Source organism: Metasolibacillus sp. (assembly GCF_025291715.1).
GTDB lineage: Bacteria > Bacillota > Bacilli > Bacillales_A > Planococcaceae > Metasolibacillus > Metasolibacillus louembei.
The window spans coordinates 1-17,202 of the sequence record NZ_JAMBIZ010000023.1 but is presented as its reverse complement, the minus strand read 5'-3'; the positions used below and the strand labels follow the sequence as shown (position 1 = coordinate 17,202).

Genomic DNA, 17,202 nt, shown 5'->3' with positions numbered 1-17,202 from the left:
CGCCTTGGCGTAATTGCGTCGGGATTTTGCATTGTGCTTGCACAATGGGCTCCTTTCAAAATCCCTGACATCCGCCGGAGGCTTTATTATGATTCAGTAGGCGTTTGAACACTTACTGAATCAAAGTAGTCTAAGCATTCATCGCACCACCTATAGAGGTGGGCATTTTCTACTGAATCATGATAAAATATACCTACAATACATGAAAGTATTATGAGGTGTTCGCCTATGCAAATGAATAGACATACAGCAAAATCAATCGAGCGCCAGCAATTAAAATCGATTCGTCGCTTTTATTACGCCATTGCCGATATTAATTTAGCATTGGCTGATGTTCATAAAAAGATTCAGCCAATGATTGATGAAGCAAAATACCAGCATGCTACAGCTTATATTAATCAATATATATCTTATACAACCGTTTGGAATATGAAATTCGCATACAATCTAGAAAGCCCTGAAGTTGCAATGCTTCAGCTATTTCATTTACGATATATTTTCCAGCATGAGCCTGCTATCGCTTTTACACAGGAACGTCAAATTGTTCAAGAACAGCAGCAAGCTTTTGACAAGCTACAACTGTTCGCAGAAGAACAACTCACCTTGCGTTATGCAAAAATGCTTCAATATATTGAAGAAGAGCTGTCTAGAAAGTGATAACTTTCTAAACAGCTCCCTTTTTGCATTTGTGCAAATTGTTATTTTCAGTCTTTAATTACCCGTGCATTTGGTAATGGCCAAACAACAACCGGTACTGTGCCCAGTATTTTTTCCTGTGCTACGAAGCCAACTCGTATATCGCGGCTATCAGAGCTGTAACGGCGATTATCTCCAAGTACAAAATAATGTCCTTCAGGTACAACTTCCTCACCGAGTGTATCCTGCAAAGTAAAGTCTCCTGTTAAATCTCCGCTATCCAATAGCTCGGCTCGATTCGTCTCCAAATAAGGCTCATCAAACTTCTCTCCGTTAATAAACAGCTCATCATCATGATATTCTACACGATCTCCTGGCAAACCAATAATGCGTTTAATATAATTTTTTCCACTTGGCGCCTTAAAAACAATCACATCAAAGCGGTTATAATCCGATAATGCAGGACCAATAATATTAACAATTACTTTTTCCTCATTCTCAAATGTCGGCATCATGGAAGCACCCTCAACGCTAACAGGTGTAAACAAAAAGACGCGAATCCCGACAGACAATACAACAGCAAACACGATTGTTTTAATCCAGCTGATTACTTCACTTTTTTCCAAGTCCACATCTCCTTCAAATTTCCTCTATGCTATATGAACGCTAGTACCTCTAAAAAAGTTGCAACTTTTTGCCCTTCTACAATAAATGATGAGTAACAAGCTGGTCCTTTACGAGCGCACTTGCCTTCTCTAAAATAGCTACCGCCTCTTTATAGTCATTTGCCTTAATTGCCTCTAACAATAATGTATTGATGTTATTCGCGCCATAATTCGTTACATTAGGATTGATTTTCCACCCTGTTATGAACTTCATAATAATTCGATCCTTTAAATTTTCAACAATTGTATTCATGACATCATTATTCGCTACAGCTATAAATTTTTGAATAAACAATAAACTGTTTTCTATACTTACTATGGCAATAAAAACTTTGCGGCTATTCAAGGCTCTGTTAGTTGGGTTTTATCCGTTGTTAGCACATTGAGCCCACTTATTTCTGGATGGATTGCTGATAAAACGGGCTCATACAACGCATCGTTTGCTGTAACATTTGTAGTGATTGTAGTAGGTATCGTCTTAGCTCTGGCAGCAAAGCCACCTGTAGTTCCAGCGCATTATGCTGACAAGGAACTACCATCATCCCCTATATATTCTCACTAAAATACAAGGAGCGCTGTACGATTTCGCATAGCGCTCCTTGTTATTATAGTAATTTGAATTTCCCTACAGCATTATTCAAATTCATTGCTAATTGATTAAGCATCTGTGTCGCCGAAGCAATTTCCTCCATAGAGGCAAGCTGCTCCTCAGATAAACTCGCTACATGTTGTGTCGTTTCTGTTGAAGAGCGTGAAATTACCTGCAATGAATCGAAAGTGGCTGAAACTTGTTGTGCACTTGCTGCCATCTGCTCAGAAACTGCCGAAACCTCTTGAATTTGATTTGTTACTGTTTGGATAGCTTGAATAATCGTTGCAAAAGATGTACCAGTATGCGTAATAGATTGGGTTCCTATCGAAACTTTATCGTTAACCTTATTCATTTGTTGGACAGTTGTCTGCATATCTCCTTGAATCATATGAATAATAGTAGCAATTTGCTTAGCAGATTGGTTTGATTGCTCCGCTAATTTACGTACCTCATCCGCCACAACAGCGAAGCCTTTTCCACTTTCCCCTGCTCTTGCTGCCTCTATCGCAGCATTTAATGCTAATAAATTCGTTTGGTCTGCAATGCCTGTAATCGTCTCTACAATATTTTCAATTTCTCGAGATTGTGTTGATAAAGATTCGATAGAGGACATCGCCTCATTTACAGCTACATCAACCTCCTGCATTTGCTCAATCGCATGCTGCAAGCCCTGTCCTCCTTCATCTGCTTGTTTCGATACCTCTGTAGAGGAAGTTGCTACATCAGATGCCGCTGACGCAATATGTTGAATACCTTGTGCTACTTCCATCATCGCCTGTGAGCTTTCTTGTATTTGCTCAAGCTGGGTTTGTGCTCCTCCAGCAATGCCATCTGTAGCCTCTGTTACGCGCTCTGTTGCATCTGTTGATTGACTAACATTGACGCTTAATTGCTCTGTAGATGCCGATAATTCCATACTTGCATCATTCACAGTTACAATAGTGTTTTTTAAATTCCCAAACATCGTGTTAAACGCGATAGATAGCTGGGAAATTTCATCCTTTGCTCCTTCTTTTGTTGTAAGAGGCTGGATCATTAAATTGCCATCTGCCACTTCTTCAATTTGCTGAATAACAGCAAACAGCGGCTTAAATTTAGAAATAATTAAAATGCTTGCTATTATGCTAAACAAAGATGAAATGACAACAGATGAAATTAAAATAACTATACTCATTGTTACACCATTTTTAGCTGTTGTAGATAATTCATCCACCCATGTCGAGACTTCATCATTAAAGGCTTGTAAGTAATCATTAATGCGATTTTTTCCTGCAAAATAATTATCATCATACATCATATCAATGGCAGCCTGTTGATTGCCTTGCTGCATTAACTGAAAGCCTTGTGCCTCAATTTGAGCTAATTGCCCTGACTCTGATTGCACATTGTGTACAATCGTTAATATATCATCTGGTAGTATTTTTTCAAACTCAGCAATAACCTTAGCATATGTTTGCGTGTCATTTACTTCTCTCATATACGCCTCATAAAATGCCTTATCCCCTGTACTTACATAAGCACGTGCTTCTGTTGTTAAATAATCGGATACCATCACAAGCTGTTCCTTTAATTGAAGCACTGTATTTTCTTTTTGAAATGCTTGCACCTGCTGTTTGGTGTTCATCACAAGAAGACCTAAACTAACACTATTAATCACAAATAAAATTACCGCAATTGCTGAAACCATCATTAACATCGATTTAATCTTCATAAGCATTGCTCCCCATTTATTTTTAGCTAGCATTTCTTAATAAGAAAATACAAATGTGCTAGTATACTACATATTTCGACATTTTTCATCATAACAACTTTCAAAATCATCCATGCTAAACAAATTTTTTTAGCAAAAAAACTATCGAGAAATATAGGTAATAGCCTAATTTCCCGATAGCCTTTTAACTATCTTTCCATATTGACAATTTCAAGCTGCTTAATTGGCTGGAATTGCTCTCCTGTTGCGTAATAAGTGATATTCACCTCATCACCCTGCTCTAAATAAATAGCAAGTGGCGCTACCTCTGAGCTAACGATGAAATTTTGCCCTGAATCTGTTAACAGTGACACAACCGTAAAGTCACCAATACGCTCTTTATACACACGAACAATTTTGGCAATGAGCTGTGCTTCCTCTGCGTTTGAAGAGCCATCTACTGTACTGCCCCCACGACTAAGCGCAGTTTTATATTGCTTCAATGCCTCCTTCGGTGTCAAAGCATATGCTGAAATTTCTGGATTTGCAGCAGATACGATAAAGTAGTTTTGCAGGAAGCCATTTGAATCTAACACTGCTGAAAGCCAGCTTGCTTCACCGTAGAAGTTATACAAAATTGGCATTTCACCTTCCCACTCTTTTTCGATAAACTTCTTCTCGATAATTTCCAGAGCACCTTGTGAATCCATATATGATTCCTCTAAATTACCTGTGTAATATGTTGCTTGACCTGTGCGCGCATGTGTTAAAGAATAGCCAAGCATCGAATCGACACCCTCTTTTGGGCTAGAGAAATCTGTGAAATAGTACATTTCTCCATCCTCCATAAAGACAGGGCTAACGTTTGCCTCCGTTCCTTCATCTGATGGCAGCTTGACATCTTTTTTGCCAAACAAACTATTCCAGAAGCCATGTACATAATTACCATAATAGCTATTTTGTAAGCTCACTGACTCTGGTGAAATCGCACCGTCAATAAATTCTGGTACATCTGCTAAGGCAATTTTTTCAGATTGCCCTGTTTTCGCATCTACTTTAACAATTCCTTTGACGTCAAAGCCATTGCGGGCAGAAATGAAATTGCCATATGTTCGAATATAATATGGCACACCATCATCATCAATTTCTAATTGTGCATCGCCATAAAATATCAACGTTGGATATTGAAGTCGAATATGGCGCTCTAAGTTTTTATTAAAATAGGCTGATGGGATATAAGCCATATCGTGCGCCATAAACTTTGGATTGTCGCTTGAATCAGTTGCACTCATCATGAAGTAACCTGGTGTTGTTTTGCCGTTAAACCATTTAAAAAGCCCTGAAAATTCCACTGGCGCAATATACACATAATCACCATTGACCTTTTGAATTTGTAGGCGACCTAGCTCATAGTAGCTCGTATTCGGCACTTGCCCAAATGCTTTTTTCATTTTATTTTTCACAAACTTCGGTGGCACACTTGCAGGTGTTTTTGTTTCATCAAATGGCTGAATTTCCACCTGCTCCTCCATTTCAGAGGATTGATATTTTTTCTCTGCGTTAAAAATTGGGGCAGCTAACAAGTAAGCGACCGCTACAATTGACAGTAGCGTAATTACAGATTTCGCTTTTTGTTCCATACCAGCTGCCAATAACGCACCTACTAATGCCATCACAGGAATTACGTATAAGAAAATTGTCCAATGTAAATCAATTTTCGAAATATAAACCGTTAAAAATGTTAAAATTAAACTACCGAAAAATACGGAAGCTAATAGTATTCCAAACTGCTTACCTGTCAACTCACCCTTCGGTAACTTTTTTGTTAAAGGTACTATTAAAATTGTAGCGACGATTGCCACAATCAATACTGTTATAAATAATTGTCCCACTGTCATCACCTCTATTTATTTTTACGTATGGAGTGCAGGAAAGTTTCATTAAATTAAGAAAGGAGCAGTTCGATGGAGAAAAAAATTATCTTATTGTTATTTGCAATTTTCAGTATTTATTATATCCTTTTCTTTTATACAATTGCCGCTTCATGGCAAATGGTGTTCAAGCTGATTCCGATGCTATTGCTTATTTTTTTAGCCTTGCGTTCAAAAGGCGAGAAAAAGTATAAAACAATTATTATTGGTGGGCTTATTTTTTGTGCAATTGGTGATTATACATTGCAATGGTTTATCATTGGGCTTTTTAGCTTTTTAATCGGACATATTTTTTATATCATTGCCTTCCAGCAAACAAATGAGGGGGAAATTCATCGCTTAGTGAAAATGCTGTTAATTGCTTATGGAGGCTTTATGATGGTATTTTTATTGAGCTTTATTTTACCTGATGGAGGCTACATTTTAGCACTAGCCGTTTGCGCTTATATTGGAGCCATTTTATTAATGGGCTGGAATTCGTTTCGAACAGCGAGCAGCTTCGCCATTATCGGCGCCCTTTTATTTATTTCGTCCGATTCCATTTTAGCAATCAATCGCTTTATTACAGATATCCCATACTCACATATATTGATCATGCTAACATACTACGCAGCGCAATTATTTATCGCACTCAGCATCGTTCAATATTCCGCACTGCGAAGTAAAATGATACAATAATGTAGATGTATGATAACAAGGGGGATTATTCCATGAAAGAACAATTAATCGAACGCTTAATTCGCTATGCAAAAATCGATACACAATCAGATTTCACAAGCACTACAACACCTTCAACAATGAAGCAATTTGATTTATTAAACGTTTTAAAGGATGAGCTAGCAGCAATTGGCTTAACAGATATTACGTTAGACAAGTATGGTTATTTATTTGCCACATTACCAGCTAATACAGAAAAAAGTGATGTACCAACATTGGGCTTCCTTGCACACGTTGATTCAACACCAGATTTCTCTGGCACAAATGTCAAGCCACAGCGCATTGATAATTACGATGGTGGCGATATTCAATTAAACGAGCAATTAGTTATGTCAACAAGCTACTTCCCTAATTTAAAAAACTATGTTGGGCAAACATTAATTACAACAGATGGGACAACATTGCTTGGTGCTGATGATAAAGCAGGGATTGCAGAAATTGTGACAGCGATGGAATATTTAGTACAGCACCCTGAAATTAAGCATGGTAAAATTCGCGTTGCCTTCACTCCAGACGAGGAAATCGGTCGCGGTCCACATAAATTTGATGTAGAAGCATTTGACGCAAAGTATGCTTACACGTTAGATGGGGGTCCACTTGGCGAGCTTCAATACGAAAGCTTCAATGCAGCAGGTGTTAAAGTTACAACTCGTGGTACAAGTGTGCATCCAGGCTCTGCTAAAGATAAAATGGTTAATGCGACAACAATGGCGATTAAATTCCAAAATGAAATGCCTTTAGATGAAGTACCTGAAAAAACAGAAGGCTATGAAGGCTTTATCCATTTAATGAGCTTTAATGGGCATATTGAGGAAGCAACATTAACATATATTATTCGTGACCATGATCGTGCAAAATTCGAGGAGAAAAAAGCACGCTTTATCGACGCCGAGAAAAAAATTAAAGCGACGTTTGGTGAAGATGCGATTACTGTGGAAATTGAAGATCAATATTACAATATGAAAGAAAAAATTGAGCCTGTTATGGAAATCGTTGATATTGCGAAAGATGCTATGATAAAGCTTGGCATCACACCAATTATCGAGCCAGTACGTGGTGGCACTGATGGCTCACAGCTATCTTACATGGGATTACCAACACCAAATATTTTCGCTGGCGGCGAAAATATGCACGGTAAATTTGAATATGTATCAGCAGAAACAATGGAAAAAGCAACTGAAGTTATTTTAGAAATCGTGCAAGCTTTCGAGGCACGCGCATAATCATTTAGAAAAAGCGCTAGCATCATGCTAGCATTTTTTCTTCTTTTACCATTCTGAATATTCAGTTATATAGGAGGTGTTTATACGATGAAAGAAATTTTAATCGGTATTATTGCAGCTTTATTTTTTGCCTTTACATTCATTTTAAATCACTCTATGGAATTAGATGGTGGCAGCTGGCTATGGAGCGCTTCCTTACGCTATTTCTTTATGCTACCCTTTTTAATTGCTATCGTATTATACAGAAAAAATTACCGACAGCTACATAATGAAATGAAGGCACGGCCTTGGCAATGGCTCGGGTGGAGCTTCGTAGGTTTTGTATTATTTTATGCACCACTTACATTTGCGGCTGCCTATGGTCCGGGTTGGCTTGTTTCGGGTACTTGGCAGTTTACAATCGTTGCGGGGGTACTGCTCGCACCACTTTTCGTAACAATTATTGCAGGGCAAAAGATACGGCAAAAAATCCCAATGGTGTCACTTTTAATTTCCAGTGTGATCTTAATTGGCATATTGCTCATTCAAATCCCACATGCTAAATCCGTGTCAACAACCGCTCTGCTTCTCGGTATTTTACCTGTATTAATTGCAGCATTTGCTTATCCATTAGGTAATCGCAAAATGATGGACATATGCGACGGGCGCATTGATACATTTCAGCGTGTGCTCGGTATGACGATTGCTTCCTTACCTGTATGGATTTTAATGGCAATCTACGCTATAATGACCGTTGGGCTACCTTCAAGCAGTCAAGTATTTCAATCATTATTAGTTGGACTAAGTTCAGGCGTAATTGCAACAACATTATTCTTTATCGCAACTGATCGTGTGCGTGACAATCAAGGAAAGCTTGCTGCGGTTGAGGCAACGCAATCAACGGAGGTTGTTTTTGTTATCATTGGTGAAATGCTTTTATTAGGCATCCCCCTTCCGACACCAATTGCACTTGTAGGATTAGCAATTATCATTATTGGTATGCTTCTGCATAGCTATCATACAATGCTTGCCGCCAAACGTGCTCGGATAGCTACAGAATGATTTTTTATTGGCGCATAAAAAAAAAGTAGCCGATCCTATGGCTAGGGATCGGCTCAAATTGGCTCTCAAAAGAGAAGCTTTGAAGAAAATATAAAGGGTAAAAAATTACGTTCTAAAATGAGGGGGGTAGAACGTATTTTCTGAACTAGCGAACTTCTGGAGAAAAGTAGCTAAAGTTCAAGCTCATAAGCACTGTATTGCATATGAGTAATGCTTACAATGATAATGATAATCGTTTTCATTTAGATTGTCAACACTATTTAAATAATTTTTTATCAAAAAATGTTATGATAAATGAAAAAGGTGAGTTTATGCCCGCACTATCCTATGATCAAATTCAACAATTAAATTCTTATAGCATTTATACAGAAAATCCTGAGCGTCCATTATTTACGCTGGCAAATCTGCAAAAGGACTTTTATTTAACAGATTTTCGCAACTTAATGATGGGCATTACACAGGCAGCTACAGAAACGGCTGCTATTTCCCATTTCACTCGTCGCTACGGTATGTTTGTTGCAATGCAATTTTATATGCTTGCAGTTTATGATGAGGTTTGGGATGGCAAACTAGAGGACATTCGCTTCGCCCTCGTTCACGAATACGGTATCAATACGCTTGGCACATTTATTTCAGCAAATGATTTTCGCTATGTGGAGGATAATGAACGTGAGGCAGTGATTCAAAAAATATTGTATAAGCAAACTTTTGAAATTATTCAGCAGCTACGTAAAACAACATCTATTTCACCACTCGTTATGTGGGAAAACATTTTTGGTTACCTATTATGGCATTACCATACATTGCTTGAAAACCCTGCGCTAGCTGATAGAGCCTATGAAGACCTAGAAATTTTAGAAGATACAAAAGTATGGCGCTACATTTCCGATAAATCGCTATTTTTAAATTATACAGATGGCAACCACCCTTCGCAGCTGTTAAACAGACCTGTTCGCAAAAGCTGCTGCCAATCCAAGGATATCCCTGGCTTAATGGCCTGTGGATTTTGTCCGTTGAAATAAAATAAGAGCGTAGCATCACTACGCTCTTATTTCATCTATTAAATTGGACAAACCATTCATCCTCTTGCTGCTCAATTGCTACGCCACGGTAGCCGTTACATAAAGCTTGCTGCTGTGCCTCTGTGTCCCCCATCGCAATTATTAACCTTTCACCTGCGAAAACTGGCTCTTTATGTAAAGGTTTTGCAAACACATAGCGCAGTTTACCACCATATTTATATTTCAGCGCATATATATGCATATTTTGTACAAGCTTATCTTTTAGACTGGCAATATTATATGGCTTAACTGTTGCACATACCCAATCATATTTTTCAATATCCACTTGTGACATAATGATACTTGCTAATGTTTGCTGTAGTCCATAGCCTCTAAATGTTGGATGGATAAACGAAACCTCCTGATATAGCACACGTGCCAAATCCTCCGCCTCAATATCAAGCCCTAAATGCTCTTCTTCATCTGAATTTGGCTCTAATAAAGCACGAACCGCAACCAATTGCTCGTTAACAAATGCGCCAATCATAACACCATGACCATTTAAAATATATAAAAGCTCCTCATCACTAAGAGGCTGTAAAATTGTCTTATCCTCTAATACATCATAAACAACCTGCTGCAACTTTTGGATTTGAGTTAATTGTGTATTTTTTAGAGGCTGTACATAAAATTCATGTTCACCTAAATATCCTTGAAAAATCATTTTGTCACCACACTGTTCTGTTTTTCACACTCCATCATTATAACGCAAACAAAAAACGAATGCTCAGTTGAACATTCGCCTTTTCTATAAGCTTGTAAAGAAGCCTGCTGGATATTGCTCATAGCCATCATGCTCTTTAAAGACATCCATCTCCTCATGACGCTCAAGCTCTAACTCCTCATCCAACAAATACGTTTCAAGATTTGATGATAAAATCTTGCCCATAAACAACACCCTTTCCTTTAAATGAATTTTCTGATTATTCATATAATACTATGATGCTTTTTTATGTGCAAGTCATTAATTCACTATATGCATAAAAAGTATCAAACCTATCTATGAAACAGATAGGTTTGATACAAGTTTTTAAGCTTTAGCTGCTGTGACGCCGCCACTTTTATTTTTTGTCATAAACTGAATCACGAACATAATACCGAAGACAATCAGCCCTGAAATATCTGAAATTGACTCTGGGTAAACCATCGCTAACCCTGCTACAATGACAATGATTCTTTCAAACCAATATAATTTTCTATACCAATAACCAATAATACCTGCACCAATCGCAATCATTCCCATGATAGCTGTAAACACTACCCAAATAACTTGCAGGATTGTTACATCAACCATTAGTAACGCTGGAGAAAATACAATCATATACGGAATGATAAATGCCGCAATTGCTAGCTTTGCAGAGTTAACACCCGTTTTAATTGGGTCTCCCCCTGAAATCCCCGAGGCCGCAAAGGCAGCGAGCGCCACTGGTGGCGTAATATCTGCGATAATACCAAAATAGAATACAAAGAAGTGTGCAGATAGCAATACGACAACTGGCACTAAATCTTGTGGCGTATTTGGTGCTAATAGCGCAATGATTGCCGGAGCTGCAATTGTCGATGTAATAACATAGTTCGCTGTTGTTGGTGCACCCATCCCTAAAATAAGCGATGCAATCATTACAAATACTAATGTTAGTAAGATGCTACCACCAGCTAGCTTCACTAAACTGTTCGCTAATGATAAACCTAAACCAGTTTTCACAACAACTCCTACAATAATTCCCGCACAAGCCGTTGCTGCAACCACACCAAGCGCTGTACGTGCGCCATCAACTAGTGCATCTAAAATATCAAGAGGTCCTAAACGCGTTTCTTTATTAAACATACCTACTAAAATACAAGCAAGTACTCCATACAGAGCCGCATGCATAACTGGTACACCTACTAGCATTAAAACAATAATCAAAATAATTGGCACTAACAAATAAATTTTCTTCAATACTTCTTTGCGATTTGGCATTTCTTCATCAGAAAGGCCTCTCAAGCCTAAGCGCTTTGCTTCAAAATGGGTCATAATCCAAATACCTGTGAAGTAAAGCAATGCAGGGATTGCTGCTGCCTTGGCAATATCCCAATACGTTACACCGCGTCCAATAAACTCAACCATTAAAAATGCTGCCGCCCCCATAATCGGTGGCATCAGCTGACCACCAGTTGATGCAGAGGCTTCTACTGCGCCCGCAAATTCCTTTTTATAGCCAAGCTTTTTCATCATTGGGATTGTATAAGAGCCTGATGTAACTACGTTTGCTACAGAAGAACCTGAAATTGTCCCTTGTAATGCAGATGAGAAAATAGCAACCTTTGCTGGTCCCCCTGTTAGCTTTCCTGCTAATGATACAGCTAGGTCATTAAAATATTGCCCTACGCCTGTCTTTACAAGAAAGGCACCAAATAATAAGAACACGAAAATAAATGTGGCAGATACACTAATCGGGGTACCTAAAATACCGTCTGTTGAATAAAACATTAAATTGACAATGCTTTCAACACTTTGTCCTCTATGTGCCATGAAAGCTGGCATCTGTTGACCAAAATAAGCATACAATAAAAACAGTGAGGCAATAATTGTGATTGGCAAACCAACAGCACGTCTAGCAGCCTCTAAAACTAGTAAAACTGCTAAAAGACCTATTATAAAATCCATTTGTTCTAGCTGGCCTAAGCTTTGTACTAAACGCTCATAATTAATCGTCCAATAAGAGCCTACTACAATCGCAACAATCGCTAAAATATAATCATAAAACGGGATAACATCTTTACGTGATTTACGTCGAGCTGGGAATAACAAAAAGATAAATGTTAAACCGAAGCCTAAGTGCACTGTCCGTTGAATTTGTGCTGGAAATAAGCCAAATATAGCTGTATATAGTTGAAATAAAGAAAATATTAATAATCCAGCATAAATCACATATTTAAACATACTTGAAATATTACGAGTATTTGATTCAATATCATATTTTTCAAGTAATGCTTGCTGGTCCTCTGCTGAAAGCTGTTCAAAGCCTTCATCTTGAGCAACCGGCTTTGTATTATTTTCTTTCCCCATACAATCGTACTCCTTTCATCCTGTCATAGAGTGATAGTTTTTTCACTTCGAATACATAGGATTTTCCCTTTTCTAATTGCTTCTTCAAATCTACATAATTAGATTGATAAATTAGTTGTAATGTAGCATCAATGTTCGCTATAAATAGGTTAAAGCTAGGCAATGTAGCATCATCATAGGATAGAGTGTAGATACCTTTATCATATACTAATGTTTGCCCTTCTTCCGGATAGCCTGGCATGCCAATTGCCACATCTTCATATTGCATGGATAGCAGACGCAATTCATTGTTTGGCAGCACTTCATAGGATTCAATCACATCTGTCTTATGGATAGAGTGCATAAACAATAGTTGAAATTGTTGTTCCTTTTGCAATGGTAAATAATATATTCTTGCTTTTTCTACTCTTGTTTCAGTAAATGTTAAAGCTTTTTCTAATGGTATGAAAAGAATAATAAGCAATATGCCACTAATAATGAGGAGATACCATTTTTTCATAATTATTACCCTTCAAATAAGAAAAGGCTCTGAAGCAATACGCAACAGAGCCTTCTTTCGGATTAGTTGTTTACTTCATCAAAATATTTTTGAGCACCAGGATGCACTTCAATACCAATACCGTCTAATCCGCTTTCAGCCTTGATAAACGCACCTTTTGCATGGCTAATTTTATCTGTGTTATCATAAATCGCCTTTGTAATTGCATACACTAAGTCTTCTGATAAATCCTTTTTCACTGCGAGCATCGCACCTACTGATACCGCTGGAATTTCTTCCTCTAAACCATAAGTACCTGCTGGAATTGCATCTTTTGCATAGTATGGATATTTCGCAATTAGCTCCTCTGCTTTGTCATCTGATACAGGAACAATATATACACCGTTTGTCGCATTTAATGCTTCAACAGCGCCTGTTGGATAGCCAGCTGTAATAAATGCTGCATCGATTTGTCCAGATTGAATGCCATCTGTTGATTCACCAAAGTCTAAATTTTGAGGTTTAATATCATTCATTGTTAAACCATGAATTTCAAGCAATTGCTCAGCATTTGCATAAGTACCTGAACCCGGAGCACCTACTGATACCTTTTTACCTTTTAAATCTTCATATGATTTAATGCCTGAGTCAGCCAATGTAACAAGTTGTACTGTTTCAGGATATAGAGCGCCAAGAGCAACTACTGAATCAATCTTTTGCCCTTCAAACATTAATGTACCCTCTGTTGCATAGTAAGCAATATCTGTTTGTACGAAAGCGATTTCACCTTCACCATTTTGTAATGCTGTCATATTAGCAGCAGACGCTTGAGATACCTCTGCTGTTGTTTTTACACCTGTGTCAGTTGTAATCAAATCAGCAAATGTTCCACCTAATGGATAGTAAGTCCCTTGCGTACCACCTGTTAAAATAGATAAGAAATCTACATCAAACGATTGCTTATCGCCACCATCTGTACCTGTATTTTCTTTACCTCCCTCTTCACCTGCACCACATGCAGCTAAGACAAGTAAAAGCATACCTAAAATTGTGAATAATATACTGTTTTTCTTCATTATTAACATAACCCCCCTCTTTTGCTAATCACTCTACATTTTACAGAGGATCAAAACAGTTGTCAAACTAGTCTGTTAATCCCTTATTATGTGGCATGTATCACCACAAGCTCACTGTTTGTAAAAGCTAACTTCCAGCCAACACCCATAATCAGTGGAGAAAGCTCCCCACTGATTGAAGTTTCACATTATTCAATGACACCACAGGCAATGCGATCCCCTGAATTACCAGATGGGTCTGTTTTATAGTCATCCGCCTTTTCATGAATCACAATGGAGCTACCATCCTTATCAAAAAGCGAATTTGCATGACCTTTCATTAATGTCACGAGCTTTGTTGTAAATTCAAGCTCTACAGTGCCATCCTCGGCTACTTCTAAATTCGGTAAATCACCTGCATGTGGCCCTTGTGGGTTTTCAATGCCGTGCTGCTTATGCTCTGGGTTAAAATGTGCGCCCGCAGATTCGAATGATGGTGCTTCACATTTTCCTACCTCATGAATATGAATAGCATGTGTTCCAGGTGGCAAATTGTGTAGCTCTGCATATAATTCTACACCTTCTGTTACTTCCTTTAATGTCACTTCTCCGACACTCTCACCTTTGCTATTGAGCATTTTCGCAGTTGCTGTAGCAGCGCTTGGTGCATGAACAGGCACTTCTACTTCTTCTTTTTTCGCTTGAAATAGTGAACAGCCCGATAATAATAAAGCCGTGCTCAGTAAAATTATTTTATACATGATAATCCCTCCTACTGCTATTGTTGCCAAAATCGCCTGTTCTTTATTCAAATTAAAAAAGACAATCCGATATAAAAGCAAAGGAGGGGTGACAATGGAAATTAATTCAATTATGTCAAGCCAACTCGCACAGCTACAGCAAACATTGCAAATGTCGATTTTAGACAAAACATTAAATGCTGGTGCTGGCGTCGTTGAAATGCTAGCAGAAATGCCTGCTCCCGCTGCTGAACACCCGTATAAAGGTCAATTATTTGACGCACAGGTGTAAATGAAAAGCTATCGAGGTCAGTATTTGCCTCGATAGCTTTTTAATTAGCTTCTAGTTTCTTGCGCAAAGTCCGCATCGCACGAAACGACACTTTACATATACTTTCATCTGTCATCGTTACTGTGCGTTCCTTCGCATTAACTTCGGCAACATGCTGCAAATTAATCACATAGCTTGTATGACAACGATAAAAACGCTCATCTATTTTTTCCAATTCCTGCATCGAGCCATAAAATTCATAATAATGATTTTTCGCATACAGCTCGATTTTATGTACTTGTGGTGATGTTGAGAAAAAATAAATATCCTCATATGGAATGTTAACAATACGCCTATCAACCTTTAATTGATAAACATTCGCCTGTTCCTTTTGCCCTAGCTTTTGATATTTTTCAAAGGCTGTATGAATCACTTTTCGTAGTTGCACAGCCATTTTCTCTTGCGTATCTTTGACAATATAATCAAGTGCCTCTAGCTGATATTTAAACACAAGATGCCACTTCTCTGCATCCGTTGTTACAAAAATGATGCTCGCCAAAGGATTGTCCTTGCGAATCTCATAAGCAACATCCATTCCTGTTAACTCATGCGATAAGTCAATATCTAAAAAGTAGCAATCCACATGCTGCTCTGCTGCATAAGCAAGCACTTCCTCAGGGCTTGCCGTTTCTAATACAATTTCTACACTTGGATTATGGAACATCTCATAGTTTTTCAGCTCTGTATAAATCAAATGACGATGAAGTGAGTCATCTTCACAAATTACTACTTTCATAAAAATACACCACCTTAATAAATGCTCAACTCTTGAATAAATTTGCCATCCTCTACCCTTGTATGCATCATAGCATTTGGATAGCTCCCAATAATCGCCTTCGCTATCGTTAAACCGCTACCACGTCCTTGACCTTTTGTAGAATAACCTTGCTGAAATAGCTTTCCAATATTAGGTGACATATCTCCATAGCTATTTTCAATAAGTAGCTGCACCATTTCATTATCAGTTGGGAAAATAGCCACACGAATATTGCCTTTTGGCAGCTCTTTTACAGCCTCTAGCGCATTATCCAGTAAAATCCCCACAACTCTTGCAATATCAACAATACTCATTTGTAGCATCGGTACAGGTCTAGGAATCTCAATAATAGATGGGATATTTAATGCATCTGCCTGCAATATTTTTGTTGCAAGCAAGCCTTTTAATTCTACTGACTCCAAATTGTCTAGCCGTCCTAATGTTTGATGCTTCACCAACGTTTGTCGTCCTGTTTGCACAATGCTTTGCTGAAAATAAGATTGCAATCCTTCCATGTCCTTTTGATCTAAATAGCCCTGAATTGTCAGCAATATATTCGTATAATCATGGCGGAATTTCTGCATATCACGATTAACTTCTTCAAGTGCAGTCATGTATTGCATAAATTGCTCAGTTTCTAGCACTTTTCTCTTTGCCCTATATGTGTTATGTATGCTATATAAAAATACACCTAAAACAATAATCACTATAATAAAATACAAAAGCTGAATCATCAAATTCATATTTAATGTAGATGTTGAATTCATATGTTCTGCAAAATAAATATTCAAATAAAATGCTAACGCTGTTAAAAATAAAATAAGAAAAATAAAAAATTTACTAGTTGTTGATAACATCAAAATTTCATTAATTTTTTGTATAAGCTGTTTATAAAGATAAATATACGCAATAAAAATAAGTAAAAAGGAGCAAATATACAACAATTCATATATAAAATTATTTCCCTGCGAAAAGAAATACAAAATAAACTTAGCTAAATAATTAGCTAATACCCCACCAATACAAACAATTGTAATATCCATCCATACTCTATGTTTTTTAGAAAGCAGATAAAAAAAGATGCCTAAGCTAACTAACAATACTGGAATCATGATCCACTGCGATACAAGGAAAAAGAATAATATTGATGGAAGAACACAAGCGTCGCATTAAAATAATTTAACACGGTAAATAATACTGAATTTTCTGTAATCTATTCTTCGAATAAAAAAA

At 37.6% G+C, this 17,202-nt stretch carries 19 protein-coding genes; 7 read left to right on the top strand and 12 right to left on the bottom strand.

Features of this window, described 5'->3' with window-relative positions:
• The first annotated feature begins 228 nt into the window (after positions 1-228).
• Positions 229-657: a hypothetical protein gene (locus M3Z76_RS13615; RefSeq protein WP_293927972.1), complete on the top strand. Its 429-nt coding sequence runs from the start codon at positions 229-231 to the stop codon at positions 655-657.
• Between the two features lie 47 nt (positions 658-704).
• Here M3Z76_RS13615 and lepB read toward each other — a convergent pair whose 3' ends face one another.
• On the bottom strand, positions 705-1,268 hold the full coding sequence (lepB, locus tag M3Z76_RS13610; RefSeq protein WP_293927975.1) for a signal peptidase I: 564 nt from the start codon (positions 1,266-1,268) through the stop codon (positions 705-707).
• Positions 1,269-1,338: 70 nt separating this feature from the next.
• The gene (locus M3Z76_RS13605; protein ID WP_293927977.1) at positions 1,339-1,596 is read right to left on the bottom strand and encodes a hypothetical protein; all 258 of its coding nucleotides are present in this window, start codon (positions 1,594-1,596) and stop codon (positions 1,339-1,341) included.
• Between the two features lie 87 nt (positions 1,597-1,683).
• Here M3Z76_RS13605 and M3Z76_RS13600 point away from each other — a divergent pair, with 87 nt between their 5' ends.
• Positions 1,684-1,863 (top strand): hypothetical protein, encoded by a 180-nt coding sequence (locus tag M3Z76_RS13600; RefSeq protein ID WP_293927979.1) that lies wholly within the window; start codon positions 1,684-1,686, stop codon positions 1,861-1,863.
• Positions 1,864-1,906: 43 nt separating this feature from the next.
• On the opposite strand, the gene M3Z76_RS13595 is transcribed toward M3Z76_RS13600, so the two are convergent.
• Entirely contained in the window at positions 1,907-3,604 is a 1,698-nt protein-coding gene (locus M3Z76_RS13595; protein ID WP_293927982.1) for a methyl-accepting chemotaxis protein, read from the bottom strand.
• A 188-nt stretch (positions 3,605-3,792) separates the two neighbouring features.
• Positions 3,793-5,475, bottom strand: a complete 1,683-nt coding sequence (locus tag M3Z76_RS13590) for a TMEM175 family protein (RefSeq protein WP_293927985.1) — start codon at positions 5,473-5,475, stop codon at positions 3,793-3,795.
• 72 nt (positions 5,476-5,547) lie between these two features.
• On the opposite strand from M3Z76_RS13590, the gene M3Z76_RS13585 reads away from it, so the two are divergent.
• The 4 genes from M3Z76_RS13585 (at position 5,548) to M3Z76_RS13570 (ending at position 9,517) form a co-directional block, all read left to right on the top strand.
• Positions 5,548-6,192 (top strand): lysoplasmalogenase, encoded by a 645-nt coding sequence (locus M3Z76_RS13585; RefSeq protein ID WP_293927988.1) that lies wholly within the window; start codon positions 5,548-5,550, stop codon positions 6,190-6,192.
• A 32-nt stretch (positions 6,193-6,224) separates the two neighbouring features.
• Complete coding sequence (gene pepT, locus M3Z76_RS13580; protein WP_293927991.1) at positions 6,225-7,454, top strand: peptidase T; 1,230 nt, start codon at positions 6,225-6,227, stop codon at positions 7,452-7,454.
• Positions 7,455-7,541: 87 nt separating this feature from the next.
• Positions 7,542-8,495, top strand: coding sequence for a DMT family transporter (locus M3Z76_RS13575; protein WP_293927994.1), 954 nt, complete (start codon positions 7,542-7,544; stop codon positions 8,493-8,495).
• 311 nt (positions 8,496-8,806) lie between these two features.
• Complete coding sequence (locus M3Z76_RS13570) at positions 8,807-9,517, top strand: IucA/IucC family C-terminal-domain containing protein (protein ID WP_293927997.1); 711 nt, start codon at positions 8,807-8,809, stop codon at positions 9,515-9,517.
• Positions 9,518-9,548: 31 nt separating this feature from the next.
• Here the strand turns inward: M3Z76_RS13570 and M3Z76_RS13565 are convergent, their stop codons facing one another.
• From M3Z76_RS13565 to M3Z76_RS13540, 6 genes are all read right to left on the bottom strand, one after another.
• Positions 9,549-10,220 carry a GNAT family N-acetyltransferase gene (locus M3Z76_RS13565; RefSeq protein WP_293928000.1) on the bottom strand — a complete coding sequence of 224 codons (672 nt, stop codon included), beginning with the start codon at positions 10,218-10,220 and terminating at the stop codon, positions 9,549-9,551.
• Between the two features lie 84 nt (positions 10,221-10,304).
• The gene (locus M3Z76_RS13560) at positions 10,305-10,445 is read right to left on the bottom strand and encodes a hypothetical protein (RefSeq protein WP_293928003.1); all 141 of its coding nucleotides are present in this window, start codon (positions 10,443-10,445) and stop codon (positions 10,305-10,307) included.
• Between the two features lie 141 nt (positions 10,446-10,586).
• A complete protein-coding gene (locus tag M3Z76_RS13555; RefSeq protein ID WP_293928006.1) occupies positions 10,587-12,608 on the bottom strand; it encodes a TRAP transporter permease in 2,022 nt (673 codons plus the stop codon).
• Complete coding sequence (locus M3Z76_RS13550; protein WP_293928009.1) at positions 12,592-13,107, bottom strand: DUF1850 domain-containing protein; 516 nt, start codon at positions 13,105-13,107, stop codon at positions 12,592-12,594. Before M3Z76_RS13550 ends, M3Z76_RS13555 begins: the two co-directional genes overlap by 17 nt.
• A 62-nt stretch (positions 13,108-13,169) precedes the next feature.
• Complete coding sequence (locus M3Z76_RS13545) at positions 13,170-14,162, bottom strand: TAXI family TRAP transporter solute-binding subunit (RefSeq protein WP_293928012.1); 993 nt, start codon at positions 14,160-14,162, stop codon at positions 13,170-13,172.
• A 188-nt stretch (positions 14,163-14,350) separates the two neighbouring features.
• A complete protein-coding gene (locus M3Z76_RS13540; RefSeq protein ID WP_293928015.1) occupies positions 14,351-14,902 on the bottom strand; it encodes a superoxide dismutase family protein in 552 nt (183 codons plus the stop codon).
• A 94-nt stretch (positions 14,903-14,996) separates the two neighbouring features.
• Between M3Z76_RS13540 and M3Z76_RS13535 the strand changes: the two genes are divergently transcribed.
• Positions 14,997-15,173 carry a putative motility protein gene (locus M3Z76_RS13535; RefSeq protein ID WP_293928018.1) on the top strand — a complete coding sequence of 59 codons (177 nt, stop codon included), beginning with the start codon at positions 14,997-14,999 and terminating at the stop codon, positions 15,171-15,173.
• A 40-nt stretch (positions 15,174-15,213) separates the two neighbouring features.
• Here M3Z76_RS13535 and M3Z76_RS13530 read toward each other — a convergent pair whose 3' ends face one another.
• The gene (locus M3Z76_RS13530) at positions 15,214-15,948 is read right to left on the bottom strand and encodes a LytR/AlgR family response regulator transcription factor (protein WP_293928021.1); all 735 of its coding nucleotides are present in this window, start codon (positions 15,946-15,948) and stop codon (positions 15,214-15,216) included.
• Between the two features lie 14 nt (positions 15,949-15,962).
• Positions 15,963-17,012 carry a GHKL domain-containing protein gene (locus M3Z76_RS13525; RefSeq protein WP_293928024.1) on the bottom strand — a complete coding sequence of 350 codons (1,050 nt, stop codon included), beginning with the start codon at positions 17,010-17,012 and terminating at the stop codon, positions 15,963-15,965.
• Between the last annotated feature and the right edge of the window lie 190 nt (positions 17,013-17,202).

Coding starts and splice junctions, on each gene's coding strand:
- M3Z76_RS13535 (WP_293928018.1), top strand. CDS start 14,997: ATGGAAATTAATTCAATTATGTCAAGCCAACTCGCACAGCTACAGCAA.
- M3Z76_RS13530 (WP_293928021.1), bottom strand. CDS start 15,948: ATGAAAGTAGTAATTTGTGAAGATGACTCACTTCATCGTCATTTGATT.
- M3Z76_RS13555 (WP_293928006.1), bottom strand. CDS start 12,608: ATGGGGAAAGAAAATAATACAAAGCCGGTTGCTCAAGATGAAGGCTTT.
- M3Z76_RS13545 (WP_293928012.1), bottom strand. CDS start 14,162: ATGAAGAAAAACAGTATATTATTCACAATTTTAGGTATGCTTTTACTT.
- M3Z76_RS13575 (WP_293927994.1), top strand. CDS start 7,542: ATGAAAGAAATTTTAATCGGTATTATTGCAGCTTTATTTTTTGCCTTT.
- pepT (WP_293927991.1), top strand. CDS start 6,225: ATGAAAGAACAATTAATCGAACGCTTAATTCGCTATGCAAAAATCGAT.
- M3Z76_RS13565 (WP_293928000.1), bottom strand. CDS start 10,220: ATGATTTTTCAAGGATATTTAGGTGAACATGAATTTTATGTACAGCCT.
- M3Z76_RS13615 (WP_293927972.1), top strand. CDS start 229: ATGCAAATGAATAGACATACAGCAAAATCAATCGAGCGCCAGCAATTA.
- M3Z76_RS13570 (WP_293927997.1), top strand. CDS start 8,807: ATGCCCGCACTATCCTATGATCAAATTCAACAATTAAATTCTTATAGC.
- M3Z76_RS13550 (WP_293928009.1), bottom strand. CDS start 13,107: ATGAAAAAATGGTATCTCCTCATTATTAGTGGCATATTGCTTATTATT.
- M3Z76_RS13560 (WP_293928003.1), bottom strand. CDS start 10,445: ATGGGCAAGATTTTATCATCAAATCTTGAAACGTATTTGTTGGATGAG.
- M3Z76_RS13595 (WP_293927982.1), bottom strand. CDS start 3,604: ATGAAGATTAAATCGATGTTAATGATGGTTTCAGCAATTGCGGTAATT.
- M3Z76_RS13525 (WP_293928024.1), bottom strand. CDS start 17,012: ATGGATATTACAATTGTTTGTATTGGTGGGGTATTAGCTAATTATTTA.
- M3Z76_RS13540 (WP_293928015.1), bottom strand. CDS start 14,902: ATGTATAAAATAATTTTACTGAGCACGGCTTTATTATTATCGGGCTGT.
- M3Z76_RS13585 (WP_293927988.1), top strand. CDS start 5,548: ATGGAGAAAAAAATTATCTTATTGTTATTTGCAATTTTCAGTATTTAT.